This window comes from Micromonospora sp. NPDC000442, from assembly GCF_042898635.1.
Taxonomy (GTDB): Bacteria; Actinomycetota; Actinomycetes; order Mycobacteriales; family Micromonosporaceae; genus Micromonospora.
Map to the genome: position 1 here is coordinate 52,213 of NZ_JBIAYZ010000011.1, position 24,844 is coordinate 77,056.

21 protein-coding genes are annotated in these 24,844 nt (G+C 71.0%); 11 read left to right on the forward strand and 10 right to left on the reverse strand.

What is annotated here, in order from left to right:
• Positions 1-17: 17 nt before the first annotated feature.
• Entirely contained in the window at positions 18-1,361 is a 1,344-nt protein-coding gene (locus ACFY2A_RS19040) for a glycoside hydrolase family 18 protein (RefSeq protein WP_387173165.1), read from the reverse strand.
• A gap of 256 nt (positions 1,362-1,617) precedes the next feature.
• Between ACFY2A_RS19040 and ACFY2A_RS19045 the strand changes: the two genes are divergently transcribed.
• From ACFY2A_RS19045 to ACFY2A_RS19075, 7 genes are all read left to right on the forward strand, one after another.
• Positions 1,618-2,361 (forward strand): DUF305 domain-containing protein, encoded by a 744-nt coding sequence (locus tag ACFY2A_RS19045; protein WP_387173167.1) that lies wholly within the window; start codon positions 1,618-1,620, stop codon positions 2,359-2,361.
• Between the two features lie 278 nt (positions 2,362-2,639).
• A complete protein-coding gene (locus tag ACFY2A_RS19050) occupies positions 2,640-3,455 on the forward strand; it encodes a cellulose binding domain-containing protein (RefSeq protein WP_387173169.1) in 816 nt (271 codons plus the stop codon).
• Positions 3,456-3,570: 115 nt separating this feature from the next.
• Positions 3,571-4,209, forward strand: a complete 639-nt coding sequence (locus tag ACFY2A_RS19055; RefSeq protein ID WP_387173171.1) for a transporter — start codon at positions 3,571-3,573, stop codon at positions 4,207-4,209.
• The gene (locus tag ACFY2A_RS19060) at positions 4,206-4,517 is read left to right on the forward strand and encodes a transcriptional regulator (RefSeq protein ID WP_363925043.1); all 312 of its coding nucleotides are present in this window, start codon (positions 4,206-4,208) and stop codon (positions 4,515-4,517) included. Before ACFY2A_RS19055 ends, ACFY2A_RS19060 begins: the two co-directional genes overlap by 4 nt.
• Positions 4,514-5,413 (forward strand): ABC transporter ATP-binding protein, encoded by a 900-nt coding sequence (locus tag ACFY2A_RS19065; protein ID WP_387173173.1) that lies wholly within the window; start codon positions 4,514-4,516, stop codon positions 5,411-5,413. Before ACFY2A_RS19060 ends, ACFY2A_RS19065 begins: the two co-directional genes overlap by 4 nt.
• A gap of 10 nt (positions 5,414-5,423) precedes the next feature.
• Positions 5,424-6,161 carry an ABC transporter permease gene (locus tag ACFY2A_RS19070; RefSeq protein ID WP_363925045.1) on the forward strand — a complete coding sequence of 246 codons (738 nt, stop codon included), beginning with the start codon at positions 5,424-5,426 and terminating at the stop codon, positions 6,159-6,161.
• A 32-nt stretch (positions 6,162-6,193) separates the two neighbouring features.
• Entirely contained in the window at positions 6,194-6,685 is a 492-nt protein-coding gene (locus ACFY2A_RS19075; protein WP_387173175.1) for a molybdenum cofactor biosysynthesis protein, read from the forward strand.
• A 5-nt stretch (positions 6,686-6,690) separates the two neighbouring features.
• Here ACFY2A_RS19075 and ACFY2A_RS19080 read toward each other — a convergent pair whose 3' ends face one another.
• Positions 6,691-10,044, reverse strand: a complete 3,354-nt coding sequence (locus ACFY2A_RS19080) for a BTAD domain-containing putative transcriptional regulator (RefSeq protein ID WP_387173177.1) — start codon at positions 10,042-10,044, stop codon at positions 6,691-6,693.
• A 148-nt stretch (positions 10,045-10,192) separates the two neighbouring features.
• Here ACFY2A_RS19080 and ACFY2A_RS19085 point away from each other — a divergent pair, with 148 nt between their 5' ends.
• Positions 10,193-11,089: an alpha/beta fold hydrolase gene (locus ACFY2A_RS19085; RefSeq protein WP_387173179.1), complete on the forward strand. Its 897-nt coding sequence runs from the start codon at positions 10,193-10,195 to the stop codon at positions 11,087-11,089.
• 547 nt (positions 11,090-11,636) lie between these two features.
• On the opposite strand, the gene ACFY2A_RS19090 is transcribed toward ACFY2A_RS19085, so the two are convergent.
• Positions 11,637-13,730, reverse strand: coding sequence for a glycoside hydrolase (locus ACFY2A_RS19090; protein WP_387173181.1), 2,094 nt, complete (start codon positions 13,728-13,730; stop codon positions 11,637-11,639).
• A 223-nt stretch (positions 13,731-13,953) separates the two neighbouring features.
• On the opposite strand from ACFY2A_RS19090, the gene ACFY2A_RS19095 reads away from it, so the two are divergent.
• A complete protein-coding gene (locus ACFY2A_RS19095; RefSeq protein WP_387173183.1) occupies positions 13,954-14,691 on the forward strand; it encodes a DinB family protein in 738 nt (245 codons plus the stop codon).
• Between the two features lie 94 nt (positions 14,692-14,785).
• Here the strand turns inward: ACFY2A_RS19095 and ACFY2A_RS19100 are convergent, their stop codons facing one another.
• Both ACFY2A_RS19100 and rph read right to left on the reverse strand, forming a co-directional pair.
• Complete coding sequence (locus ACFY2A_RS19100; RefSeq protein WP_387173185.1) at positions 14,786-15,295, reverse strand: DinB family protein; 510 nt, start codon at positions 15,293-15,295, stop codon at positions 14,786-14,788.
• Between the two features lie 32 nt (positions 15,296-15,327).
• Positions 15,328-17,967, reverse strand: a complete 2,640-nt coding sequence (gene rph / locus ACFY2A_RS19105; protein ID WP_387173187.1) for a rifamycin-inactivating phosphotransferase — start codon at positions 17,965-17,967, stop codon at positions 15,328-15,330.
• 169 nt (positions 17,968-18,136) lie between these two features.
• On the opposite strand from rph, the gene ACFY2A_RS19110 reads away from it, so the two are divergent.
• Both ACFY2A_RS19110 and ACFY2A_RS19115 read left to right on the forward strand, forming a co-directional pair.
• Positions 18,137-18,802 (forward strand): TOPRIM nucleotidyl transferase/hydrolase domain-containing protein, encoded by a 666-nt coding sequence (locus tag ACFY2A_RS19110; RefSeq protein ID WP_387173189.1) that lies wholly within the window; start codon positions 18,137-18,139, stop codon positions 18,800-18,802.
• 174 nt (positions 18,803-18,976) lie between these two features.
• Positions 18,977-19,498, forward strand: a complete 522-nt coding sequence (locus ACFY2A_RS19115) for a hypothetical protein (RefSeq protein ID WP_387173191.1) — start codon at positions 18,977-18,979, stop codon at positions 19,496-19,498.
• Positions 19,499-19,624: 126 nt separating this feature from the next.
• Here ACFY2A_RS19115 and ACFY2A_RS19120 read toward each other — a convergent pair whose 3' ends face one another.
• From ACFY2A_RS19120 to ACFY2A_RS19140, 5 genes are all read right to left on the reverse strand, one after another.
• Entirely contained in the window at positions 19,625-20,440 is an 816-nt protein-coding gene (locus tag ACFY2A_RS19120; RefSeq protein WP_363925055.1) for a carbohydrate ABC transporter permease, read from the reverse strand.
• A gap of 62 nt (positions 20,441-20,502) precedes the next feature.
• Complete coding sequence (locus ACFY2A_RS19125) at positions 20,503-21,525, reverse strand: carbohydrate ABC transporter permease (RefSeq protein WP_387173194.1); 1,023 nt, start codon at positions 21,523-21,525, stop codon at positions 20,503-20,505.
• Positions 21,526-21,535: 10 nt separating this feature from the next.
• Positions 21,536-22,720: an extracellular solute-binding protein gene (locus tag ACFY2A_RS19130; protein ID WP_387173196.1), complete on the reverse strand. Its 1,185-nt coding sequence runs from the start codon at positions 22,718-22,720 to the stop codon at positions 21,536-21,538.
• 758 nt (positions 22,721-23,478) lie between these two features.
• Positions 23,479-24,213 (reverse strand): hypothetical protein, encoded by a 735-nt coding sequence (locus tag ACFY2A_RS19135; RefSeq protein WP_363925058.1) that lies wholly within the window; start codon positions 24,211-24,213, stop codon positions 23,479-23,481.
• Positions 24,206-24,781 carry an RNA polymerase sigma factor gene (locus ACFY2A_RS19140; RefSeq protein WP_387173198.1) on the reverse strand — a complete coding sequence of 192 codons (576 nt, stop codon included), beginning with the start codon at positions 24,779-24,781 and terminating at the stop codon, positions 24,206-24,208. The genes ACFY2A_RS19135 and ACFY2A_RS19140 overlap by 8 nt, the downstream gene beginning before the upstream one ends.
• Positions 24,782-24,844 lie beyond the last annotated feature (63 nt).

Consider the following 24,844-nt stretch of genomic DNA (forward strand, 5'->3'; position numbering starts at 1 on the left):
GCCGGGGAACGGTACGGCTATCGGGTGGTGAGCCCCAGGCTGATCGTCCTGGTCAGGGTGGCGTGGTCGTCGTCGCCGTCGAGTGACCAGATCATCGCCCCGCCGAGGCCGGCCCGGCGGATGTACAGCGTCTTCTGCAACACGACCACCGGATCGTCGTACGTCCAGAAGGTCGTGCCGTCGAACAGCCAGGCGTGCCCGGCGCGCAGGTCGCGGTGGACGGTGAAGCCGTCCCGGGCCAGGTTCCTGAGTTGCTTGTAGTCCTCGAACCCGGCGGCGTGGGTGGCCGGCGCGGGCCCGGTGGCCGGCTGGAACAGCCCGTTGCCGCCGCCGGTGACGCCGGTCCAGCCCTGGCCGTAGTAGGGGATGCCGAGGACCAGTTTGTGCCGGGGCGCCCCGCGGGCGATCCAGCCGTCGATGGCCACCTCGACGGAGAAGTCCGGGTCGTCCGGTGCGCCGTTCGGTACGCGCAGCGCCGACTGCTGGTTGGTCACCGCCTCCCAGGTGCCGTGGAAGTCGTAGCCCTGCACCGTGGCGAAGTCGAGGTACTTGAAGATCTTGCGTCCCTCGTAGCCGGCGTCCATGGTGGCCGGGTTGGCCGGGAGGAAGGCGGTAAGCGGGTGGTGGCGCCGCGTCTGCCGGCCGTACGCGTCGAGCTGCCGGCGGAACTCGGCGAGCAGCTTGGTGAAGTTCTCCCGGTCCTCGGGGCGGATGACGTTGCCGGGTTCACCGGGCCAGTTGGGCCACTCCCAGTCGAGGTCGATGCCGTCGAACACACCTGCGGCGGCACCGGGGCCGCCGCTGCCACCGTCGAGGATCGGCAGGTTGCCCTTGAGGTAGAGGTCGATGCAGGAGGAGACGAAGGCTCGACGGGAGGCGTCCGTGCGGGCGGCGTTGGAGAAGTACGTGGACCAGCTCCACCCACCCAGCGAGATCATCACCTTCAGGTCGGGGTGCTTGGCCTTCAGCTTGGCCAACTGGCCGAAGTTGCCGTTGAGTGGTTCGCCCCAGGCGTCGGCGACCCCGTCGACGCTCTCCTCCGCCGGGACGGGACGCTGGTAGTCGGCCCAGGCGTCGCCCTCACCCGGGCCGCCGTCCACGTAGCACCGGCCGTCCTCGCTGACGTTGCCGAAGGCGTAGTTGACGTGGGTGAGGCGGCTCGCCGCGCCGGAGGTGTCGAGCTTCTTCACCGGGAACGCCCGGCCGTAGATGCCCCACTGGGTGAAGTAGCCGACCCGGTGGTAGCCGCTGCTGCGACCCGGATTGCCGCTGGCGTTGGCGGCGGCCGGCGGCGCGGCGGTGACGAGCAGGGTGGTCAGTGCGACGAGGGCGGTGAGGCGGCGGGGACGGGATGATCGCATCGGCACTCCCAGGCGGGGTGGGCGAAATCAGTTAAGATACCTTCCTGATCGATGAAGCTAAGCCGATCACGGTCTGCGGTCAAGGGCCACCGCGGGGCGCATGCGTAGGGCCGACCAGCTCCGGGCGTCCCAGGACGAGGCCGGAATGCCAGGTCCGAGTCGTACGCGCTCTCGCTTCGCCGGCCTCGGCCCTCCCGCCGCAGGTCAGTCCCGCGCTAACATCCCGCCAACCTCGACCGACGGTGGGAGTCACGTGGTGCTGGGTGTACGGGTCCGGGAACTGCTCGGACGATCGCGCAGGTGGGTGCTGATCGAGCTGGTGGTGCTGGCGGTGCTGGCCGTCGGGGTGACGCTGGTTCTCCGGTGGCCGGACGGCGACCCGCAGCCGGCGGCGACGTCGAGCACCCCCGCGCCGATCGAGCTGCCGGGCATCCCGGACGCCACCGCGCCGGTGCTGATGCCTGGACGCCCCGGCGAGCCGGCGAGGTCGCTGCCGGCGAACGAGATGTCGGCGAGGCCGCGCCCACCGCACAACAACGCGGACGTCCGTTTCGTCACCATGATGATCCCGCACCACGAGCAGGCGCTCGTGATGGCCCGGTTGGCACCGGAGCGGGGTGAGAACCCGCAACTGAAGATCATCGCGGATCGGATTCTGGCCGCCCAGGGGCCGGAGATCAAGGTGCTGGAGGCGTGGTTGGCCGACCGGGGCCTCGACCGGGACTCCGGTGGCGACCATCGGCACGGCATGTCCGGCATGCAGTCGGCGGAGGCACTGAACCGGCTCACCGCTGCCCGCGGCGCCGAGTTCGATCGCATGTTCGTCGACATGATGACCGACCATCACCAGGGCGCGATCGACATGGGCAAGGAGGCATTGACGCTCGGCTCCGACGTGACCGTCAACGAACTGGCCGGCAGCGTCGTGGTGGAGCAGGGTGTCGAGATCAACCGGATGCGCCAGGCGCTGGTTGAGGGGACCGCCGGGGGTGGCCGATAGCATCGTCCGGCTCCGGTCCGGTCGGCCGGCGGTTGTATCGAGGAACGTCGACTGAGAGACTCGGCTCATCGACCGTATCTGGGAGCCGATGCGGTCGCTCGACGGGCGTGGGCGCGCCGTTACTGCCACGCGTCCGGGCAGCCCTGTCGTTCGCGTGCCGTCGCCGTGACGTCTGCTGGCGACGCCGTCAGCGGTCCGGCGGTCGGCGCCCGACAACCTACCGGCCGTCGGCTGACTCAGCCGATCCTGCCGGTCGCCGTCCCTTTTGGAGGTAACGGATGCTTCGTACGTTCGGCGTGGTGCTGACCGCGGTGACCCTGGCTGCTGTCGCCGGGATCACGGCGGCCGGTGCCGCCGACACCCCGGCCGCCCCGACCTCGGCCCCCCTGTGGACCCCGAGCCCGAGTCCGCCCTCGACTCCGACCCCGAGCTCGAGTCCGCCCTCGCCCCCGCCCCCGACCCCGACCCCGACGGTGGCGTGCCCGCCGGCACTGCCGATCACCGGCATGGTCACCGGGACCACCGCCACCACCGTCACGATCAGCTACTCCCTGATGTTCAGTGGCCCACCCTGCGGTTACGACCTGCCGATGACCGTCCTGCTCTTCACCAGCCGTGACGACGCGGCGAAGTGGCAGAACCCGGTGGCCGAGGCGGTCACCGGGCTGGAGCGCAACGGTCAGGTGACGCTCGACGGACTGACCCCGGACACCGAGTACTGGTTCCGGTTCAGTGACGTCGAGGCCCGGCGTGACCCGTACGTGATCGGGGGGCCGGCGCGGACGGAACCTCTGTCCGGGTGCGGCGCGACGGCCACGATCGACGCCCGTTGGAGCAGCGGCTTCGTCGCCACGGTCACCGTGAGCAACACCGGCAGTGAGGCCCTCGATGGTTGGCTCGTGCGGTGGCGGTGGTCCGGCGACGAGCGGATCCAGTCGGTATGGGGTGGCGTGCCCGACAGCGAGGGCGCCGACGTCGCGGTCCGGAACGCGCCGTACAACGGCACCGTGGCGCCGGGCGGCACCACCACGTTCGGGCTGCTCGCGTCGGCCAGCACGGTGCCGCAGGGGATCACCGTGACCTGCGGACGCTGATACGGGATCACGTTGGGCCGCGGACGCCGACCGGTCCGCAGCCCAACGCGGTGCGCCGGGTCTCCGGGTGGGGCCGCCGTCGGCACGCTTGACTTTGCATCTTAAAGTAGTTTGCGTGATCACCGACGATGACCTGCCACCCGAGGACCCGGCCGCCGCCCTGCGACTTATCGACGAGCAGCGGGCGACCGCCGCCCGCCAGTTCGAGCCGGACCCGCGCGCCTACTACTGGCCCTGGGGGCTGGCCTGGCTGATCGGCTTCGGGCTGCACTTCCTCTATTACTCGCCGGGTGACGCGCCCCTGGTCGAGATGCCCTCCTGGCTGCCACTGACCACGTTGTTCGTCCTGCTGGCCGCCGCCGGTGCCGTCACCGCGATGGCCGGAGCGCGGGCGTACGGGCAGGTGACCGGGGACTCCGCCCGGCGCGGCGCCTGGTACGGCTGGTCCTGGGGGCTGGGCTTCCTGTCCCTCTTCGTGCTCGCCGGCCGGCTCTCCGACAGTCTCCCGCCGGACCTCGTCGGCCTGCTCTGGTCGGCCTTCGCGGTGGGACTGACCGGTATCCTGCACATGGCCGGCGGCGCGATCTGGCTGGACCGTCCGCTGTTCCTGCTCGGTGTCGGGATCACCGTGGTCAACCTGCTCGGCACCGTTGCCGGCCCCGGCTGGCACGCCCTGATCGTCTCGGTGGCCGGCGGCGGCGGGATGCTGCTCGCCGGGATGCTCGGCTGGCTGCGTCGCCGAGGCCGGCAATGACCGAACTCGACCCGGTCATCCACGCCCAGGCGCGGCTGCGGGTGGTCGCCTCCCTGTCCGCCCTGCCCGAGTGTGACCAGGTGACCTTTCCCCGCTTGCAGGAGGTCCTCGGGATGACCGCCGGGAACCTCTCGGTGCATCTGCGACGGCTGGAGGAAGCCGGCTACGTCGCTGTCACCAAGACCCACCGAGGTCGTACCCCGGTCACCCTGATCGCTCTCACCCGTCGCGGTCGCCTGGCCTTCGAGGAGTACACGGAGGCGATCCGTGCGCTGCTCGCACCCGCTGATTCCAAGGAGACACCATGATTCTCGCCCGGGCCGAGCAGGCCACCCGACGCTACGGTGACGTCCTGGCCCTCGACCGGGTCGACCTGGACGTGCCGGCCGGGGAACTGGTCGGCCTCCTCGGGCCGAACGGAGCCGGCAAGAGCACCCTGCTCAACCTGCTCGTCGGGCTGCGCCGCCCCACCGGTGGTCGGGTGCTGCTGTTCGGCGGCGATCCCCGCGACCCCGCCTGCCGGCGGTCGGTCGGGGTCACTCCACAGGAGACCGGGCTGCCCGGTTCGCTACGCGTCGGTGAGGTGGTCGACTTCGTCGGCGCGCACTTTCCCGACCCGGTTCCGCGGGCCGAACTGCTCGACCGGTTCGGACTGACCGATCTGGCCCGGCGGCAGACCGGCGGGCTGTCCGGGGGGCAGCGGCGGCGGCTGGCGGTGGCGCTGGCCTTCGTCGGTCGGCCCCGGCTGGTGCTGCTCGACGAGCCGACCACCGGCCTCGACGTCGAGGCCCGGCACGCGCTGTGGGACGCGATCCGCGCCTTCCACGCCGACGGCGGCACGGTCCTGCTCACCAGCCACTACCTGGAGGAGATCGAGGCGCTGGCCCAGCGGGTGGTGGTCATCGGGCAGGGCCGGGTGCTCGCCGACGACAGCGTCGCCGCCATCCGCGGCGTGGTCGGCCTGCGCCGGGTCAGCCTGACCGCCGACGATCTGCCGACCCTGCCGAACGTGGTCCGGGTGGAACGGGACCGGGAGCGGATCCACCTGCTCACCGGCGACGCCGACCAACTGGTCCGCGATCTGGTCACCGCCGGTGTGGCCTTCCGCGACCTGGAGGTCCGACCCACCTCACTGGAGGAGGCGTTCCTCACCATCACCGCCGACAGCCGCCCGGCGGCAGCCGGCGTACCGACCACCGCCTGAGGAGACCGCCGTGCAGTACGCCCTGGCTCACGCCCGCTATCAACTGCTGGAACTCGCCCGGACCCCGGTCGCGGTGTTCGGCAGCGCCTTCTTTCCCGCCGTCGCGATGCTCTTCTTCGTGGTGCCCGCCGTCGGCGACAACGCCGTCGCCGCCACCTACGCCACCGCCGCCATGGTCACCTTCGCGGTGCTCAGCGCGAACGTCTTCCAGTACGGCGTCGGTGTCGCCGAGGACCGTGCTCAGCCGTGGGATCCGTACCTGCGGACCCTGCCGGTCGGGCCGGCACCCCGGTTCGCCGGCCGGGTGCTGGCCGGCCTGACCCTGACCTATTTGTCGCTGCTGCCGGTGGTGCTCATCGCGGCGCTGCTCACCGAGGCGCGAACCACCGCGGCGGGGTTCGCGCTCGCCGCCGTCACCGTCGCGCTGGTGTCGGTGCCGTTCACGCTGATGGGTCTGGCCATCGGGTACGCCCTGCCGAGCAAGGCGGCGATCGTGGTCGCCCAACTGGTGTTCTTCCCGCTGGCAGTCGGCGGTGGTCTGCTCACCGCACCCGGGCAGGCACCCGCGTTCATCGAGGCGATCGCACCGTTCCTGCCGACGCGGGGCGCGGTCGAGCTGATGTGGACGGCGGTGGGTGACTTCCGGCCCGAGCCGCTCTCCATGATCATGCTCGGGGTGTGGATCGTCGGGCTGGCGGCACTCGCCGGCTGGGCGTACCGGCGCGACGAGGGACGCCGCTTCTCCTGACCCGCTCGCAGCGTCCGGCATAGAGTCGGGAAATGCCGGAGATCGTCGAGTTGCTGGCCTCGTCCGTGCACCGGTTCGTGGGCCGGCCGGCGGACGGGCCGGAGCCGGCGCCGGCCGATGAGCTGGTGGACGAGATCCAGGTCCGGGCCGAGTTGGGCATTGTGGGGGACCGGTACTTCGGCAAGGCCGCGCACCGGCAGGCGAGCGTCACCGTCATCGCGGCCGAGTCGCTGCCGCCGGGGACCGGCCTGGCTCAGGTTCGGCGCAACATCCTGACCACGGGAATCACCGTGGACGACCTGGTCGGCTCGGTGCTGGTGCTCGACTCGGGCCAGGGTCCGGTGCGGCTGCGGATGAACCGGGCGGCACACCCCTGCGCCTGGATGGACGTGACCATCGGCCCCGGCGCGTGGCGTGGCCTGCGCGGCAGGGGAGGCGTCCGCTGCACCCCGTTGACCGACGGCATCCTGCGGGTCGGCCCGGTCGACGTGACTATCGCGGACGAGCCGGAGCGGCGGAGTTGAGCCACTCACCCGCGACCGGACGCGTGGTGGCCCGCTGCCCGCGGGGCGTCGCCGAGTGCGGCGGCGAGGTCGTCGAGGTGACGGGCGACCGGGCCGAGGGTGAGCACCCCGCTGCCGGCACCGGCCAGCTCGCCGTCGGCGGGCAGCAGGTCGGCGTACGTGGCACGGATGCGGGCCCGGTCGTCGAGCGCGACGGCGGCGCGGGCGACGAGGCAGCCGCGGGCCTCGCGCAGCAGGTCGTGCGGCGAGTCCGGCACGGCCTCCAGGGCTTCGGCGGCCTCGGTGCGGTGACCGGCGGCGAGCAGCAGCAGCGGGCGGACCCAGGGTTCGTACGGGCCCCAGTCCTCGCCCTGCCAGCGGGCCGTCTCGCCCGGTGTCAGGTCACCGCCGGTGGTCAGGCGCAGGCAGAACAGCGCCAGCGGGGCCAGTCCCTGCGCCATGCCGGGCAGCTCGTGGGCGGGCAGGGCCTGACTCGCCTCCCGATAGGCGTCCTTTGCCTCGGCGGGTCGTCCCTCGATGGACAGCCGCAGGGCCGCGTACCACCGGGTGAAGAGACCGACCAGGGGCAGCTCGTAGCGTCGGGCGAGGCGGTCCGCGGCCGTGGCGCTGGCGTCGGCCGCGGCCACGTCGCCGACCGCGCAGTACGCCTGCATGGCGATGAGGTGGCCGAGCACCTCGAAGGTCACCAGATGCCGTGAACGGGCCACCTCCGCCAGCTCCACGCCGATCCGGGCCCGCTCCGGCGCCAGCCCGGCCCGGTGGAAGGTGTGCAGGTATCGGGCGTTGAGCGCCAACGCGAGCAGCGGTACGTCGCCGGTCTGCCGGGCGATGTCCTCCGCCTCCCGGGCGGCCCGGTCGCCGCGGTCGCCGGTGCTGCCGCGCAACTCCAGCGCCAGGGTGGCCAGCAGGTGACCTCGGCGCGTGCCTTCGTCCGGGGGCAGGGCCGCCAGCGCGGTCTCGACGGCCAGCGCGACCTGCCGGGACAGTGGCTCGTCATCGTTGCGGGTCCAGATCGCCGGTACGTCGAAGGCGGTGAGCACGTCCGCCAGCAGCTCAGGGTCGTCGAGGCGTTGCGCGGTGGTGATCGCCGCGGCCCGGTGCCGGCGGGCCTGCGCCAGCCGACCCGTGACCGCGAGGGACCGTCCCAGACCCATCTGCGCCGCCAACCGGCCGTGCACGTCGCCGTCGGTGGCCCGGTCGTACGCGGTGACCGCCTGCTCCCACAGCCGGACCGCGTCGTGCGGGGCGGCCCGCGCCTCGGCCTGCTCGGCGGCTGACCGTGCGTAGCGGGCCGCGCGGCCCGCGGTGGCCCGGGTCCCGGCGGCGGTGAAATGGTGGGCGAGGGCGGCGGCCTGGTGCGGGTGCAGCCGTTCCATCGCTTCCCCGGCGGCGGCGTGCCACCGGGCGCGGCGGGCTTGCGGCAGGTCGTCGTAGAGGGTGTCGCGCACCAGCATGTGGGTGAAGCGCAACTGCCCGGCCGGACCGTGCGCGCTGAGAAAGCCGGCCTGTTCGGCCTGGTCGAGGGCGTCGAGGACGACCGGTTCCCGCTCGCCGGTAAACGTCGAGAGCACCTCCGGGTCGACGTCGCGGCCGACGACCGCCGCCTGCCGTAGCAATGTGCGGGTGGCCTCCGGCAGTTGGGTGAGGCGGTGCCGGATGACGTCCCGCACCCCGGCAGGTACCCGCTGAAGTGCCTGCGGACCCTCGGCGGCGAGCAGCCGGGCCAGCTCGCGGACGAAGAACGGGTTACCGCCGCTGCGGTGGTGGATCGACCTGAGGGTGGCGGCGTCCACGTCGAGTCCGACGACCGCCCGGGTCAGTTCGGCGGTCGCCACCTCGGACAGGCCCGTCAGGTAGACCCGGGTCGGTTCGCGTGGTGCGAGCCGGGCCAGCGTCGCCGTCAGCCCGGCACCGACCTGCGACGTGCGGTACGCGGCGACGACCATGACGGGGCCGCTGGCCGGTTCGGGCTCGGCGAGCAGCCCGGTGAGCAGATCGAGGGTTCCCTCGTCGGCGCGGTGCAGGTCGTCGAGGACCAGCAGCACCGGGGCTTGGCGGGCTGCCGCGTCGACAAGCGCGACCGCCTCGCGTCGCAGCCGGAACCGCAGCGTCTCGAGGCTCCGGCCGTCGCCGTCGCCGTCGCCGTCGCCGTCGTCCGGCACCGGTCCGGTGCCGACCGGCGGTGGTGGCGCGGCCTGCCGTGCCGGCCCGATCGTCGCGGTCAGCGCCTGGCTGATCTGCGTCCAGGGCCAGGCGGTCGGCGCCCCGTCGTACTCGGGGATGCGACCCCAGGCGGTCAGCCAGCCGTCGGCCGACAGGCACCGGGTGAGTGTGTCGAGCAGGGCGGTCTTGCCGGCGCCCGCGTCGCCGGAGATCAGGGCGACGGCCGGCACGCCGTCGCGGGCCGCGCCGGCGGCGACTCGTACGAGGCGGTCCAGTTCCGGTTCGCGGCCGACGAACGGACGCCGCCCCGGCGGTACATCGGGACGTTCCGGGGTCGCGCCGCCGCCCCCGGCCGGAGCCTCGGCAGAGGTGGCCGGCACCGGTGTCGGCATCGCGGTGGGCGTGCTCGGGGCGAGGTGCGGCGCCTGCCGGAGAATGTCGGCTTCGAGCTGACGCAGTCGGGGCCCCGGGTCGATGCCGAGTTCGTCGACCAGCGTGTCGCGGACCCGGCGCAGCGCGGCGAGGGCTTCGCCCTGCCGGCCGGAGCGGTACAGCGCGACGATCCACAGCCGCCAGATGTCCTCGCGCAGCGGGTGCGCCTCGGCGTCGCTCCGCAGGACGCCGGCGGCCTCGACGTCGCGCCCCAGCGCCATCAGTGCTTCGGCCCGCCGCTGGCCACCGAGCAACCGGAGGTCGTCGAGGCGGTTGATCTCCCCACGGGCCCAGCTCTCGCCGTCGTACCCGGCGTAGGCGGGGCCCCGCCACAGGGTGAACGCGTCGTCCAGGCCGGTCAGTGCCCGCTCGGGGCGGCCCTGGTCGAGCAGCCGCCCGGCTTCCACCACTGCCGTTTCGAACCGCCAGGCGTCGACGGCGTCGGCGGGGGCGCGCAGCGCGTACCCGGGGGGTGTGGTGATCAGTAACCGGGCCGGTCGGCGGGCCGGCCGCTCCGGTTCCAGGGCCCGTCGCAGATCGGCCACGAAGGTGCGGATCGCCGCGATCGACCCTTCCGACGGCGCGTGCCAGAGGTCGGCGAGAAGTTGGTCGACGGGGACCACCCGGCCCCGGGCGATCAGCAACCGGGCAAGCACGGCGCGGTGCCGGGGGCCCTTCAAACCGATCGGTACGCCACCGGCCCACGCGGTGACCGCACCGAGCACCCCGAAGGACACCGCCGGGGCCGTGTCCTGCCTGGTCATGTGACCACTCTAGGACGAGTGCCGATCATGGCGACGGTTCGCCGGCACTCATCGGGCACTCATCCGATGCTGATCCGGCGCGGCGAACCTCGGTGTCGACGACCGGCAACCGCCGATCGACACACCCATGTGATCCGGAGGACCTGGAATGACCCCGCGCATCAGCGGCTTCGACCAGCAGCGCGTTCCCGTCGCCGACGGGGTGGAACTGCACGCCGCAGTCGGCGGCTCCGGCAGCCCGATCGTACTGCTGCACGGCTTCCCGCAGACCCACCTGATGTGGCGGCACGTCGCCGCCGACCTGGCCGCCGACCACACGGTGATCGTGCCGGACCTGCGTGGCTACGGCGCCAGCGACAAGCCTGCCGACCTGGACGGCACCGCGTACGCCAAACGAACCATGGCCGCCGACGTGGTCGCGCTCGCCGGAGCGCTCGGTCACGACCGGTTCGCGTTGGCCGGCCACGACCGGGGTGCCCTCGTGGCGATTCGCGCCGGCCTCGACCATCCGGCACGGATCACCCGTCTCGCCATCCTCGACGTGCTGCCCACCCTCGACATGTGGGACGTGCTGCACGGCGTCGACGCGGCGGTCGGCTTCCACCTTTACCTGATGGCGCAGCCACCCGGCCTGCCCGAACAGATGATCGCGGCGAGCGCCGACGCCTTCTTCGGCCACTTCCTGGACGCCTGGACCCGTGACCCGGGCGCGATTCCCGCCGACGTCCGGGCGGCGTACCTCGCGGCGTCCCGCGCGTCGGTGGACTCGATCGTCGCCGACTACCGGGCCACCGCCGGCATCGACGTCGTCCACGACCGGGCCGACCGGGCGGCCGGTAACCGGCTGCGGATGCCGGTGACCGTGCTTCAGCAGGACTGGGGTGCCGCCCTCGGGTACGACGCCGCCGGGCTGTGGCGCGGATGGGCACCGGACCTGGTGCACGAGACGGTCACCTGCGGTCACTTCATGGCCGAGGAGGCCCCGGCCGACGTGGTCCGAGCGCTGCGTGCGCTGCTGTCCCGGGAGCCGGCCCGCCGGGCGTGACGGCGCGGGCCCAACCGGGCCGAGATGACGGCGGGCCCGGCCGGACCGAGGCGACGGCGCGGCCCCGGCCGGGCCGGAGCAGCCGGCCGGGCCGCCGCCGGCCCTGGGAGAGCCGGACCGGCGCGGCCTGGGCGGGGGCCACGCCGAAGATCGGAACCAGCGCGGCCACCAGAGCCATCGCCCGGCCGGCAAGCAAGCCCCTGGTACGCGGTCTGCGAAAGTCATCCGATTGATGCGCTGAGTAATCCTCACCCAGCGTGTCACCCCTGACCTCCCCGCCGATATGCACCCGCCAAGCTTTGCTCTGCTTCAACCCACGCAATAGCCGCTGACCAGCGGCGGCGCATCGACGGTGATCCGCTGTTCGGCCGGTAGGCGACACGAAGCGTGACCGTTGCGTCGGTTGAAGCAGAGCAAAGCTTCGGAGTAGGTGAGTTCCTGGTCGGGCCGATGTTGCTCACGGTGGCGGTCGGCGGGGTGGTCGTCGGTGGCGCGGGTGGTGCGGTGAGTTCGGTGGCGGAGTGGCGCAGTGACGCAGTGACGCCGGTCAGTCGCTGAACTCGGCGCGGTCCACGGTGAAGAGGGTGCCGGCGCCGCCGGTGAACACCAGGTAGAGGTCGTGGAAGCCGTTCGCCGCCTGGGGGCTGGTGTCGATCCAGGTCGTCGCGGTCACCCAGTCGGTGCCGGACCCCGGCGGTACGGTCATCGAGCCGACCAGTGGGCCGTCGGGGCTGTCGATTCGTGCCTCGATGACGCCGCCCGCCTTCGGGGCCACGGTGGCGTGCAGGCGCAGCTGGCCCTTCTGGTCGGCGAAGCCGGCCGCCGAGCCGTCCGCGAAGTTGACGTTCGCCCAGCGGAGGTGGCTGCCGTCGCGTACGCCCGTGATGACCTTGCCGTGCTCGGGCGTCGTGACCACCCTCAGCCCGGCGGACCGCCCGTCGTTCTCCTCGGCCAGGTAGGTGGAGAAGACGTCCTTGCGGTCGGGGAGTGCGGGCAGCTCGGACCACTTCGGTACGAAGGTGGTCACGCTGCGGCCACGGAGGTGCGTGCTGAAGGACCCGCCGTGGGTGCGGATGTCGGCCAGCTTCTTCATGTTCTCGTTGGCCGACGTGCGGTACGGCACCACCGACGGACGTGGACCCTTGCCGGCGGCGACGTGGGAGACGCACTCGCCCTGGCTCCGGAAGGTCGGGTTGACGAAGTCGGTCCACCCGCCTCGCTTGCAGTCCCGCCTGGTCTCCGGCGGCAGCGGGAAGCCGCCGGTGAGGTCGACGGTCAGCGGGACGTCCTCGGGGTTGTTGTTGACCACGACGATGGTGAAGTCGTGCGTGGCCTCGTCCTTGTACGCGGTGAGCGTGACCCCGGGCGACGGGGTGCTGGTGGCGTCGATCATCACATCGCCGGGGTCGAGGAAGCGGCTGTACTGGCCGAACGTGTAGTAGCGCTTGAAGACGCGGTACTGGCCGTTCTCGGTCGGGTTGCCGCTCTGCGGGGTGCCGGTGTTGACCAGGCGGATCAGGTCCGAGCCGTCCGCGCCGTTGTTCGCCACCGGCCACCACCAGAAGTACGCGCCCAGCCGGGTCTCGTCAAACAGGTTGCCGATGAGGGTCGCGTAGCGCAGGCCGTCGCTGATGGTGTTGTTGACGAACAACCGGTCGCGCGGCGCGCCCTGGTTCATGTACTCCGTCTGCCAGATGGTCTTGCCCAGCGCGTGTGACGTGGTGAACGCGGTGGGCGCGGCCCGGGTGGCGTCGTCGATCAGCCCGGCGTAGCCGTGCGCCGCGACGACGTCGACGTGCCGGTTGGCCGCCGGGTCGGTGATCGTGGGCAGCGCGTACCCCTCGTGGAAGCCGACGCCCTCGCCAAGCACGATCTTCGCGGTCACGCCCCGCCGTTCGAACGTGGGACCGAGGTGGTCGCGTACCAGGACGCGTAGTTCCTCGGCGGTCCACTGGCAGCTGGAGTACCCGGTGGAGATGTCGGGTTCGTTGGTCGGTGAGATGTGCGTGATCCTGATTCCGAACTCGCGCTCGTAGCCGAGCACGTACTCCGCGAGGTAGTCCGCGAACGCCTGGTACATCTCGGGTCGCAGTTTGTTCGGCGGGCCGGAGGGGCCGGACGAGGTCACGCTGTTGTTCTGTTTCATCCACGCCGGTGGGCTCCACACGCTGGCGAGGATCGTCTCGACGCCGCGCGCCTGCGCCTGCCGCATCAACCAGACCTGGTACGCGTCGAAGTCGGCCTTGCGCTGTGCCCAGTCGGGCCGGTCCCACACGAAGGTGCCCGGCGCGGGGGCGATCGTCTGCGTCGGGCCGTCGTAGAGCTGGTCGCCCCACACGCCGCCGTCGCCGACCATCACCCGCACGATGTCCAGGCCGATCCCGGCCCGGTCGTCGAAGATCATGTCAAGCATCTGGGAGGTGAGTGGCTCGCCGAGCCGCTTGATGCCGCCGGCCTTGTGGAACGCGAAGGAGCCGCCGAAGCCGTCGACCCGCTGCCGCTCGACGCTCCAGTCGACCACGGCGGTGGGCGCGGTGGCGGGCCGGTGCGCGCTGCTGCCCACAGCTGTCGAGGCCACCAGGCTTCCCGCTGCGACCAGGGCGGTGGCCAGCCGGATCGTCCACGTCGTCGGTCGTCGCATGAAGGATGCCCCCGTCGCTGCTACCACCCGGCGGTAGGGCCAGCGGGAACGCGGGCGGCCACACCATCGCGACGCCGCGGGTGGTGATCCATTGACGTCCGCGAATCAAGGCTAGGGGTTCACCCATCGACGGGCAAGGCAGGGCGGCTACGCGGCTACGCGGATCAGCGACGTCGCACCTCCGCGCTACTGTCGCCGCGATTCGTTGACGGGAGGAGTCCGGATGGTCCAGGAGCAGAAGGCCGAGTTCGTCGACCGGGACCTACAGGGGGCACGGTTCATCAGCTCGACGTTGGCCGGGGCGGTGATGCGCGGCGTCGAGGTGCGGGGGCTCGATATCGACGCACCCTGGCTGGCGGAGGGGTCGCTACTGGTCAACGGGGTCGACGTCGTGCCGTTCGTCGAGGCCGAGCTCAACCGACGGTTCCCGGGGCGGGAGCTGAGGCAGGCCGGGGATCCGGAGGGTCTGCGGGCGGCGTGGGCGGCGCTCGAACGGGCCTGGGCGACCGCGGTCGACCGCGCGTCCTCGATGCCGGCCGACGCCGTCGACGCCTCGGTCGACGGCGAGTGGTCCTTCACACAGACCCTGCGCCACCTTGCGTTCGCCGCCGACGCCTGGCTCGGCAAGGCGGTGCTGCGCCTGCCGCAGCCCTTTCATCCGCTCGGGCAGCCGCACGTCGAGTACGCGACGGACGGCTTCGACACGTCGATCTTCGCCACGGAGCAACCGACCCTGGCCGAGGTACTCGACCTGCGTGCCGAGCGGCAGGCCATGGTCCGCCAGTTCCTCGCCACCGTCACCCCGGAACTGCTCGCCGAGCCTCGACGGAACCCGTGGTCAGCCGAGACCGAGGTGTCGGTCCTGCACTGCCTGCACGTGATCCTCGGCGAGGAGTGGGAGCACCTGCGCTTCGCCCTGCGCGACCTCACGACGATCAGCACTGCCCGGCCCGGCGGCTGACGCGATCTACGTCGTCATCCCGGGGTGGGGCTGGCGGGCCGCCCTCTTCACCGCGCACGCCCTCGGCCTGAGCGGGTAGCTGTGCGGCAGCCGGTCAATCGGTCCGCCGGGTGAGGGCGTCTCGAAGGAGATCCAGGTGCCCGCGGTGCTGGGCGGTCTCCTCAATCATGTGCACGAAGATCCACCGGAGACTCACCGGACCGCCGCCGAACGACGGTTTGGCGGCGTGGTCGCTGAGATCCGCGAAACCGGCGGCGGCGCGGCGGCTCCGCTGGCACACAGCCGCGTACAACGCACACAGGTCGGCGGGGGAGTCCTCGCCGGCGGAGTGGAAGTCCCAGTCCGGGTCGGCGTCCAGCGGCGCCGACGCCCAGGGCTCGGGCACCGGGGCGCCGAGAAGCTTCTCCTGGAACCAGAGATCTTCCACGCGCGCCAGGTGCTTGACGATGCCGCCGATGGTCAGCTGGGTTGCCGGCAGCAGCCTGGCCGCCGCGTCGTCATGACCGAGTCCGTCCAACGTGTCGAGGACACATTGGCGATGGAAGTCGAGGAACTGTTCCAGGGTGCTGCGTTCGTCCGCTGCCACGTCAGGGAACTTGACCACCAGGTGAGCCTGCCATCCCTACGCGAGCGCGTCTATCCGGGCAGGATCTCCACGTAGCCGTCGGTGGCGTGCACGCGGATCCGCTGCCCGTCGGGGATCAGCCGGGTGGCGTCTGCCACCCCGACGACGGCCGGGAGGCCGTACTCCCGGGCGATCACCGCTCCGTGGGTCATCTGTCCGCCGATCTCCGTCACCAGGCCGGCGACCGCGACGAACAGGGGCGTCCAACTGGGGTCGGTGTGGGCGGTGACGAGGATGTCGCCCGGTTCGAGGTCGGCGTGGGCGAGGTCCAGGATGACTCGGGCGCGTCCCTCCACGGCCCCGGTGGAGACCGGCAGGCCCACCAGGGCGCCGGCCGGCACGTCGTCGCGTCGGTACGCCCCGTTGACGGTCTCGCCGTCCGAGGTGAGCACCCGGGGCGGCCGGAGTGCCTCGTACGACCGGAACTCCGCCCGGCGTCGACGGACGAGTCGGTCGTCGACCTGGTTGGTGCGTACGGCGTGGTGGAACTCCTGGAAGGTGAGGAAGAAGACGTCCTCCTTCTCCCCGATCACCCGTGCCCGCGCGAGGCGCTCGGCCTCGGCCAGCAGGGCCTGCTTGTAGAGGAAGTAGCGGCTGATGATGTCGTACTTCGGGTACTCCCGGTAGCCGGTGAAGGTCCGGACCCGGTCGATCATCCGCTTGGTCTCGGTGGCCTTGCGCTCCCCGTCCGGTAGGGCCCGCAGCCGGGACAGCACCTCCTGCGCCTTCTGCTCCGCGGCCTGCCGTCCGTGCTCGAAACGCCGCGCGGCGGCACCCGGCTCGGCGTTCCTGACGTGTTCCAGCAGCACCGGCAGCAGCGTGGTGGGACGTTCGCGCCACCGTGGCCTGGTGATGTCGATCTCGCCGACGCAGCGCATGCCGTACCGGTCGAGATAGGCCTCGATGGCGTGCCGCGCCTCGGTGCCGCCGGGAAGCTTCGGCAACTCGTCCAGGAAGCTCTCGTCCTCGACGCTGTGCAGGAACGCCACCACCTCGGGATGCGGGCGGATCACATCGGCGACGTCCAGCAGGGCCAGGCCCATCTCCGACGTCACGTTGCCAGGAGCGGACAGGGTCAGCGTGTCAGCCGCGTTCTTCTCGCCGAGCCACTCCCACAACTGGTCGTTGAGCCACCAGGTGGCCTCCATGCCCGCCATGATCGCTTGCATGCTCAGCGGGTCACTGAGGACTCGCTTGTGCTCCGCGAACGCGGTCGTCAGGAAGTCGAAAAGTGCCGTGCCGGTCTTCGTTCGGATGTCGCGCCGCAGGGCGGCGATGGAGGCTTGGCTGCGCTCGACCAGCCCGGCGAGGAAGGCCGGGTCCGTGTCGATCGGGGTGGCCGCTGGGCCGGCTGCCGCCCCGGCGGCCCGTGCCCCACCGACCGCCGCGTCCGGGCGCGTCGGGATGAAATCGGCGCGGTCGAGGACGGTCTCCAGTGCATCCCTGACCAGCGGATCGCCCTTACCCATGATCTCCAGCAGGGCGGCGCGGGTCGCGGGCGACGCCAGGCGCTGGGTGACGTCGACGAACAGCCTTCCGCCGGCCGCCTGCATCGGTGCCATGGCCGTCAACTGCCACATCGACAGTCCCAGCGGCTTCATCGCGTCGGTCATCATCTGCTGGTGGCCGACCGACACGTAGACGTGGTTGTCCCGGTCGCCGGCCCTCGGGACCGGGAACAGTGTCGTGATGGGCCGGCTCTGCACGATCTGGAAGGCGTCGCCGGCCAGGCACCACTCGATGTCCTGGGGGCGGCCGAAGTGTGCCTCGATCCGTCGGCCGAGCTGCACGAGTCGTACGACCTGGTTGTCCGTCAGCGCCGGCTGGTTCTGCCGCTGCGGGTCGAGCGCCTGTTCCCGGGTACCTCCGGCGGGTAGGGCGTGGACGGCCCGCCGCTTGGTGGCGATGACCCGACCGACGATCTCGTCGTCGCGCACCGTGTACACGTCCGGGTTCACCAGACCGGAGACCAGGGCCTCGCCGAGACCGAAGCTGGCGTCCACGGAGGAGACCTTCCGGTTGCCGGTGACCGGGTCGGCCGTGAACAGGATGCCGGCCACGTCCGGGAAGACCATCTGCTGCACGACCACAGCCATCCGGACCGTACGGTGGTCGACGCCGTTGCGCTGGCGGTAGGTCACGGCCCGCTCGCTGAACAGCGAGGCCCAGCACCGGCGGACATGCTCGACGACGGCGGTCGGACCCAGCACGTTCAGATACGTGTCGTGCTGGCCGGCGAAGGAGGCCGTCGGCAGGTCCTCGGCGGTGGCGCTGGACCGGACGGCGTACGCGGCCCGGCCGTCGAGTGCTTCGACGGCGCCGGTGATCGCCGCTGTCAGATCATCCGGCACGCGGATCCCCTCGATGGCGTGCCGGATCTCGGCGCTGCGTGCCCGGATCGCCTCCCGGTCGTCCGGGTCCAGCCGCGCCAGCTGATCGAGTCGATCGTCGATCGACGGTACCTGCGCCATGGCCCGTCGGAACGCGGCCGTGGTCACGCAGCAGCCGGCCGGCATCCGGAGGCCGTCGATCCGTGTCAACACCCCCAGGTGGGCAGCCTTACCGCCGACGACTCCGAGCTGCGTTCCATCGATGTCGCGCAGGTCCACCACGTACTGCCCGGTTGTCTCGTACGTCGACAGCTCCCGCACGGTGTGCCCCCATTTCCTCGTCCGGCCGACGATTCTGCGGCAGAACCCGGGTCTTGCCACAAGCCCCCCGGTGCGCTATACGTTAGGAGTGGCAGGGAGGTGGCTCTCTGCCTTTTGTCTTTGTCGCCCGTTGCGGGGCTCCGCCGCCGATCGGACGGGGAGGCCCAGCATGGATGTCACCTCGCGTCGCGAGCCGGCCCGGATCGGTCTGGACGGGCCGTTGGGCGGCAACGCCGCCTCGATGCAGGCCACCGCCCGCGCTCTGGCGCAGGCCGAGTCCGCCGTGGCCGTGATCCTCGTCGAGGGCATCAGCGACCAGATCGCCCTGGAGACGCTGGCTGTCGGTCGTGGTCGCGACCTCGCCGCAGAGCGGATCGTCATCGTGCCGATCGGCGGTGCCCACGCGATCGGCCGCTTCCTGACCAGGCTCGGCCCGCCCGGCGTCGGGTTGCGGCTCGCCGGCCTGTGCGACCTGCGCGAAGAGGAGATCTTCCGGCGTGGGCTGACCGAGGCGGGTGTCGGTGCGCCTCGCAGTCGAGCCGAGATGGCGCAGCTCGGGTTCCAGGTCTGCGTCGACGACCTTGAGGACGAGCTGATCCGAGCCGTCGGCAGCGCGGGGGTCGAAGCCCTCTTCGAGGCCCAGGGCGACCTGCGGCTGTTCCGTGGGTTCCAAAGCCAGCCCGCCTGGCGTGGCCGGGATCCCGACGCGCAGCTGTGGCGGTTCCTGCGCAGCAGTTCGCGCCGCAACCTGCGCTACGCCCGCCTGCTCGTCGAGGCCGCCGTCGCCCGGGACACCGTGCCCCGACCCCTCGACGCGCTGCTCGCCGGCGCGTGATCGGCGCGGCGGCGATGCGGGCGCTCCGCATGTGCCCCTGGCCATGCTGGCCGTCCCACCCGTCACCTGACCGCGCCGCCGGCAAAGCCGGGGGTATCTACCGATTCAAGTTTCGGCTGGTCGTGCTGGAGTTGGTCATCGGCGGCAAGCGGTGCCGCGGCGGAGGGATGACCCATGGAGATCCTCAGAAGGCTGGCCCGGGCTGCGGTCGTCGGTGGGACGCTCGCCATGCTCGTGGCGTGCGGGAGCGATGCCGGCTCAGGCTTGTCGACGCCGGGGGAGACTCCGGGCGCGGCGGGGAGCGTGGCGGCTCCGGACGATGCCGCCGGGTCGCTGACCGAGCCGAAGGGCGAGGAGTGCGAACGCCTCACGACCGACGAGGTCGCGGGCGTGATCGGGGCGCACGACGGTGGCCAGCATGACTACCAGCTCGGCGGTTGCGTGTGGACGGCGACCTCCGGCGGAGAGGCGATCCACGCGTCGGTGCTGTCCAAGGACGAGTACGAGGCGGTGGCCGAGATCGGGGAGCCGGTGAGCGGATCCGCCGACGGCGCCGTCTACGACGACATCCATGGCGAGCTGTGGTTTCCGTGCGGCAACGGTGACTTCTGTGGCGTCAAGGCCAACATCGGCGAGTCGGACCGGCGCAAGGAGGTCGCGTTGCGGATGGGCACGATCCTGCAAGGCCGGATGTAGCACCCGCCGCACGCGGTGGCGCTAACGCCTGACGCACCGGCGCGCCCGGCTCGCCCCGGTCAGACCTGAGTCTGGACCGGAGCGAGCCGGGCGCGCCGAGGCGTTTCGGCCGTGTCCGCTGACGAATCAGCCCTTCACGGCTCCGGTCAGTCCCCCGACGATCCGGCGCTGGAACAGGCTGAAGAACACCAGTGCCGGGATCATCGACAGCGAGGTGAACGCCAGGACCTTGGCCGTGTCGACCGAGTACTCCGAGGCGAAGGCCTGCACGCCGAGGGGCAGCGTGAAGGTCTCCTCCCGGTTCAGGATGAACAGCGGCAGCAGGTACCCGTTCCAGCTCTGGATGAAGGTCAGGATGGCCACGGTGATGACGCCCGGCATGGCCAGCGGTAGCACCATCCGCCAGAAGAAGCCCAGTCGGCTGCAACCGTCGATCGACGCGGCCTCCTGGATCTCGTCGGGGATCGCCCGTACGAACGGCACCAGGATGATGATGGTCAGCGGGATGCCGAACCCGATCTGGGGCAGGATCACCCCTGGCAGCGTGTTCATCAGCCCGAGGTTCTTGACCAGGATGTACAGCGGGGTGATCGCCACGGTCAGCGGGAACATCAGACCGGCGGCGAACAGTGCGTACATCGCCCCCCGCCCCCAGAACCGGTAGCGCGCGATGATGAAGCTGGTCATCAGGCCGAGGGTGACCACTCCCGCCGTGGTGGCCAGCGCCACGATGGTGGAGTTGAAGACCTGCTGCCAGAAGGTGCCGCCGGTCAGCACATCGAGGTAGTTCTGGGTCTGCCAGGTGCTGGGCAGTCCGGCGGGGTCGGTGGTGATCTCCGCGTTGGTGCGGAAGCCGCCCAGGATGATGTAGATGACCGGGGCCAGCATCGTCGCGATGAGCAGCAGCGCGACGAAGTACACCGACGGGTCGGTCCAGCTCATCGGCTTTCTGGACCGGGACGACCTGCGCGGTGCCCGGCGCCCAGCTACGGCGGTCACGGCCATCAGCGCCTCCCTCCGGTGATCGCGCCCTCGGTGTCCCGGCGCAGGACGAACCGCTGGTAGAGCAGGGCCGCGAAGAGCGAGACGAAGAACAGGACCACGGCGACCGCGTTGCCGTACCCGTACTCTCCCGCGTTCCGCCCGTTGGCCACCATGTAGGTGGCCATCGTGGACGTCCCCGCCGTCGCCGCCACGTACTGGCCCCAGATGATGTAGACCAGGTCGAACAGTTGCAGGGCACCGATCATCGACAGGAAGGCCCAGATGCGGATCGTCGGCCCGAGCAGCGGCAGTGTGATGCGTCGTTGGATCTGCCAGTACGAGGCTCCGTCGATCGCCGCAGCCTCCGTCAGCTCCTCCGGGATGCCCTGCAGCCCGGCGAGGAAGAGGATGACGGCGAAACCGATGTACTTCCAGGTGAGGATGCCCATCAGCGTCCAGATGGCAATCTTCGGATCGGACAGCCAGTCGGCCTGCAGCCAGCCGAGCCCGATCTTCTCGAGGACGGCGTTGACCACGCCCTCCCCGTGCAGCATCAGGCTCCAGCCGGTGCCGACGACCACCTCGGCGATCACGTACGGGATGAAGACCAGCACCCGGATGATCGTCTGTCCCCGCATCTGCCGGTTCAGCAGCAGGGCGAGCAGGATGGCGGCCGGCCCCTGGAGCAGCAGCGACAGCACCACGATGATGCCGTTGTGGCGCAGGGCGTCGATGAAGGTGCCATCTTCGAAGATCAGCAGGTAGTTGCGGAAGCCGACGAAGTCCTCGGCGGGCCCGTAACCCTGCCAGCTGAAGAAGCCGTAGTAGGCGGCCATGGCCACGGGCAGGATGACGAACGACAGGAAGACGATAAGTGTCGGCCCCGTCATCAGCGCGATTTCCAGCCGGGCTGGCCAGCCGATGCCCTTGGGTCGGCGGCGCCGGGCCGGGGGCGACACGACCGGCGTGTCACCCCCGACCTTCGTCAGACCCGGTGACGGGTCCAGCGCGAGCCGTACGCTCTCGTGTTGCTTTTCAGACATGGCGTTTGGACTACTGCGCCCTCTTGGCGGCGGCCTTGACCGCGTCGACGATGCCCTGCGGGTCTCCCTTGCCGGCCAGCATGTTCACCACGGCGGTGTTCAGGGCGTTGCCCACGTTCTGCCCGTAGACCGTGTCGAGCCACTGGGAGACGAACGGCGCCTGGTTGTAGGCGGCGAGGATGGACTGCAGGTGCGGCTCGGTGACCGCGGCCTGCGCCTCGCTGTTGACCGGCGGCGCGTTGAACGCCTCGTAGTAGGCCTTCTGAACGTCGGTCTTCGCGATGTAGTTCAGGAAGGCGGTGCACTCGGCCTTCGGGGCCTGGGCCGAGCAGGAGTAACCGTCGACACCACCGAGGATCGCACCGGGCTGACCGGCACCGCCCTCGATGCTGGGGAAGGGGAACCAACCCAGGTCGGGCAGCGGCTTCTGGTCCGGGGTCAGGGAGGCGATGACGCCCGGGTTCCAGGCGCCCATCAGCTCCATCGCCGCCTTCTTGTTGGCAAGCAGACCGGCGGAGCTGCCGGCACCCTGCTGGGCGGAGGTGGTCAGGAAGCCGTTGTTGAACGGCTCGGACGCGGCGAAGTTCTGCACGTCCTGACCGGCCTTGAGCCAGCAGGGGTCGTCGAAGGTCATCGTCTGACCGGCCTGGGTGATCGTCTCCGAGCTGCACTCACGCAGCGCGAAGAAGTAGTAGTAGAAGGCGGCCGGCCAGGCGTCCTTCGCACCGAGGGCGATCGGCTGCACGTCCGCGGCCTTCAGCTTGGTCACAGCATCCTGAAGCTCGGCGAGGGTGGCCGGGGGCTGGGTGATGCCCGCCTTGGTGAACAGGTCCTTGCTGTAGAAGAAGCCACCGGGCAGGACCGCCACCGGCATGGCGTAGACCTTGCCCTCGATCGTCTGCGCCGTGAACGACCCCTCGGAGATCACCTTCTTGGTGTCGTCGGTGATCGAGTCCGTGAGGTCCATCAGCTGGCCGGCCTTGACCATCGCGGCCATCTTGCCGCCGCCGCGCTGCATGAACACGTCGGGGGCGTCGCCGGAGTTGAGGGCGGTCTGGAGCTTGCCGTCCAGGTCCTCGTTCTGGATCGACTGGATCTCGATCTTCACGTTCTGGTTGGCGGCCTGGAAGTCCGCGACCGTCTTCTCCCAGAACGCCTTACCCGGCCCGGTGCTGGCGTTGTGCCAGAAGCTCATCGTTACCGAGCCATCGCTGTTGCGGCCATCCGAATCGTCGCCGCCGCAGGCCGCCGTCGCCAGGACGCCCGTTGCCAGGGCTACCGACACAGCCAGTAGTTTTCTCGCCCTCATCAATCTTCCTCTCTGCCAAGTCCGCCCACCTGAAACATCCCTGAACGAGCCGCCGGCCAGGACGTGCACCATGGCGGCGCCGGAGGGTTGTCTCCCTGTCGACAGGCGCTGGTCCGGGCTCGGCTCGCGGTCACATCGCGATCAACCTCGGAGTGACCCAGGCCACCGACGGCCAAAACGGTCGCAGACTTGTCCGAAAAAAACAAGACACGTTTCCGAAACTTCCGTGACCTAGTGCCGGGGGTGAAGACGTCGCTGGTCAGCCGGGCTTATCGGCGGCAGTAGCAGGGCGGCTACCTACGTGGCTCTGCGTGACAGGGTGTTTGCGCTAACAAGCACTGGCCGGTAATGGCGTCCGAATCGTCCGGTAGCTGGGCAGGGAGCTCCGCCGAGCCACTCCGGCGACCTGGTCGCTCGCATACTGGTCCCGGAAAAATCCCGGTAGGTGTCCGGACGCCGTCATCCGGCTCGCCCGGAAGGAATCGTTGTGGGCCCGTTACGAAGGCGATACCGGACCACGGTGTGCGGAGGAGCCGGGGCAACATCGGGCGGCGCTGGTTGATCACGCTTACACCAACAATTCGACCGAGGCGTCATCGACATCGCATGACCGTGACGAAACGCGGAAAACCGGCACTGCGGCGTCACGCCAGGGTGGTGGCGATGGTGACCGCCTCGGCCATCGTCAGCTCGCCCTCCAACCGATACGTCACCCCGGCGTCCTCCCAGATCAGGGTCGCCGCCGCGAGGCGGGCGCTCTCCTGGCGGACGATCCCGTGGCGGTCGGTGTAGGAGACCGGGTGCGGGCCACCGACCCAGATCGCCTCAGCCGCACCCACCTGCGTCCACTCGGCGTCCGACCCGCCGGCCTGCTTGAAGAAGACCGGATCGAGACGGCCGTCGAAGGTGTCCAGACGCAGGGCGCCGGCCCGGTAGAACAGACTCGCCACCCGGTGCCCGCCGGTGTCGTCCGGGTCGGCCAGCAGTACCTGCTCGGGTGGACCCAGCACGGTCGGCGTCCGGATCGGGAAGCGCACCAGCCGGCGCGCCTCGTCCAGGGTAGCGGTGCGCTGCCCCGGCGGCGGAGACGGGACGCCGGTCGGCGGTGTCCGGGCAGGGGAGGTGCTGATGGTGATGCCGGCGAAGCGCAGCAGTCCCGCCATCGCGTCGGCGAGCGCGGCCCGTCCCGGCGGCAGCACCGCCACCAGCAGCGCGGCCAGCGCCGCCGCCAGCGCGTACCGCCAGCGTCGTCGGACCGCGACGCGGCGGGCAGGTGGTGCGGCGGCCAGCCGGGCACGGACCCGGGTCGTAACGTCCGGCGGCTGGGGGGTCTCCAGCCAGCCGGACAGGTCGCGTAGCTCCCGCTCCAGGTCATCCACGGCTGACCTCCTCGACGGCGAGCAGGCCGCGCAGTTTCACAAGCGCCCGCGAGGTACGCGACTTCACGGTGCCCCGCGGCCAGCCCAGCATGGTGACCGTCTCGTCCTCGCTGAGGTCCAGCAGGAACCGGCAGACGATCACCTCCCGGTCCCGGGACGGCAGCGACCGCAGGGCCCGCACGAGAGCGGCCCGGCGCTCCCCGGCGAGGACCGCGCCGACGGCGTCGTCCTCGACGATCTCCGCGCCCGACGCCACCCGTGCCGCGCGCAGCACCAGACCGTTGCGCCGTTCCCGGGTGCGGTGCAGGTTGCGCGTCTCGTTCGCCACGATCGCCAGCAGCCAGGAACGGAACGACGACTCGCCACGGTAACGGTCGAGCTTGCGGTACCCCTTCACGAACGCCTCCTGGATGACGTCCTCGGCATCGGAGCCCGCGCCGAGCAGCACCGCGGTCCGGTGCGCGGCCGCGGTGTGCCGCGTGACCAGGGACTCGTACGCCTCCAGGTCACCTGCCTGCGCGCGGGTGACGAACTGCTCGTCGTCCAGGGCTACCTCCGGTGGAATCACCCCTACTGACACCGCCCGCGCCGCGTGGGTTCCATCGCGCCGAGTGGGAACCCGGGACGCCCC

Coding starts and splice junctions, on each gene's coding strand:
- ACFY2A_RS19040 (WP_387173165.1), bottom strand. CDS start 1,361: ATGCGATCATCCCGTCCCCGCCGCCTCACCGCCCTCGTCGCACTGACC.
- ACFY2A_RS19050 (WP_387173169.1), top strand. CDS start 2,640: ATGCTTCGTACGTTCGGCGTGGTGCTGACCGCGGTGACCCTGGCTGCT.
- ACFY2A_RS19060 (WP_363925043.1), top strand. CDS start 4,206: ATGACCGAACTCGACCCGGTCATCCACGCCCAGGCGCGGCTGCGGGTG.
- ACFY2A_RS19065 (WP_387173173.1), top strand. CDS start 4,514: ATGATTCTCGCCCGGGCCGAGCAGGCCACCCGACGCTACGGTGACGTC.
- ACFY2A_RS19075 (WP_387173175.1), top strand. CDS start 6,194: ATGCCGGAGATCGTCGAGTTGCTGGCCTCGTCCGTGCACCGGTTCGTG.
- ACFY2A_RS19080 (WP_387173177.1), bottom strand. CDS start 10,044: ATGACCAGGCAGGACACGGCCCCGGCGGTGTCCTTCGGGGTGCTCGGT.
- ACFY2A_RS19085 (WP_387173179.1), top strand. CDS start 10,193: ATGACCCCGCGCATCAGCGGCTTCGACCAGCAGCGCGTTCCCGTCGCC.
- ACFY2A_RS19090 (WP_387173181.1), bottom strand. CDS start 13,730: ATGCGACGACCGACGACGTGGACGATCCGGCTGGCCACCGCCCTGGTC.
- ACFY2A_RS19095 (WP_387173183.1), top strand. CDS start 13,954: ATGGTCCAGGAGCAGAAGGCCGAGTTCGTCGACCGGGACCTACAGGGG.
- ACFY2A_RS19110 (WP_387173189.1), top strand. CDS start 18,137: ATGGATGTCACCTCGCGTCGCGAGCCGGCCCGGATCGGTCTGGACGGG.
- ACFY2A_RS19115 (WP_387173191.1), top strand. CDS start 18,977: ATGGAGATCCTCAGAAGGCTGGCCCGGGCTGCGGTCGTCGGTGGGACG.
- ACFY2A_RS19120 (WP_363925055.1), bottom strand. CDS start 20,440: ATGAGCTGGACCGACCCGTCGGTGTACTTCGTCGCGCTGCTGCTCATC.
- ACFY2A_RS19125 (WP_387173194.1), bottom strand. CDS start 21,525: ATGTCTGAAAAGCAACACGAGAGCGTACGGCTCGCGCTGGACCCGTCA.
- ACFY2A_RS19130 (WP_387173196.1), bottom strand. CDS start 22,720: ATGAGCTTCTGGCACAACGCCAGCACCGGGCCGGGTAAGGCGTTCTGG.